The following is a 1,393-nucleotide window of genomic DNA, read 5'->3' as shown; positions in this document are numbered from 1 at the left end:
CGCCTTTAAGGCGCTTTTTTCAATACGGAGAAACTAAAAACTAAGCAACCATGGCTGCTTGAAGTTTTTTCATCGCGTTCTTTTCGATTTGACGAACACGTTCTGCGGAAACCTGGTACTTGTCGGCTAGGTCTTGCAGAGTAATTTTATTGTCTGCTAACCAACGAGTTTCAATGATGTCTTGGCTACGCTCATCTAGCGTTTTAATAGCTGAATACAAACGTTTGCTCGCTGCAGTATCCCAATCATTGTTTATTACGTCGGTTTCCACATCTGAAGATTTATCTTCTAGATACTGAACTGGCGCAAAATTGCCGGTTTCATCTTCGTCTGCTGTTAAATCAAACGCTTGATCTTGGCTACTCATCCGCGCTTCCATTTGGAGCACTTCTTTTGTACTTACACCAAGTTCTTCTGCTACCGTTTGTACCTCTGCGTGAGTAAACCAACCTAGACGCTTCTTCGCCTTACGTAGGTTAAAGAACAATTTACGTTGCGCTTTTGTCGTCGCAACTTTCACTATTCTCCAGTTTTTAAGTACAAACTCATGAATTTCTGCTTTGATCCAATGTACCGCGAAAGAAACCAAGCGTACGCCTACAGTAGGGTCGAAACGCTTTACGGCTTTCATCAGACCGATATTACCTTCTTGAATTAAGTCGGCTTGTGGTAAGCCATAACCTGAGTAAGATTTTGCAATGTGCACTACAAAACGAAGATGCGACATTACCAGCTTACGAGCGGCTTGTAAGTCTTCGTCTTCGCGAAGGCGCACTGCCAACTCGCGCTCTTCCTCAGCGCTAAGCATATCAATGCTGCTTACAGCTTGTACGTAGCCTTCAATGCTACCGCTGTGTGGCACTGACAGGGCCATAGATTGCAAATTTTTGCTCATTGTTCACCTCATTTATTGCAGCTTAATATTAGCAAAGTAACCGAAGCTGCGCGAGACCTAATTAAGATATGAAGTCTAACCAATATGTAGGTATAGTGACTATTCCCACAATATCAAGACCCAGAATAAGAAAAAAAGTTCAATAAAATGATTTAAGCATCATTTTAGTGTTTGCTTGCCAAACATATTGCAAAAGTGACATATACACTGATGCTTTATTCTTAACTTCACATCCGCACTATTTCATATTTGTTTACAATTTAACGGTTAAACATGCAGATTTGAGTTAGCCATTAAAGCAAAGTAATTATACTCTAATTTGATATCCGAAAAAGAATACTAATCTCACTCGTATGAAGCCTAACGCTTATTTATTTTTCAACATTTATCTTAAACATCCGTTCACAGTCATATCCTTTTATATCCAACGTTAAGGACCCGTGAAAAGAAGTACGGCTTCCTTTGTAACTATAACGAATATTAACCCTTGATTTTCTC

1 protein-coding gene is annotated in these 1,393 nt (G+C 39.8%); it reads right to left on the bottom strand.

From position 1 onward, the window contains the following. Positions 1-40: 40 nt before the first annotated feature. Entirely contained in the window at positions 41-895 is an 855-nt protein-coding gene (gene rpoH, locus KL866_RS13125; protein WP_025257565.1) for an RNA polymerase sigma factor RpoH, read from the bottom strand. Positions 896-1,393 lie beyond the last annotated feature (498 nt).

The sequence above is a fragment of the Alteromonas sp. ALT199 genome (assembly GCF_018619335.1).
Taxonomy (GTDB): Bacteria; Pseudomonadota; Gammaproteobacteria; order Enterobacterales; family Alteromonadaceae; genus Alteromonas.
This window is presented reverse-complemented; position numbering and strand designations above follow the sequence as displayed.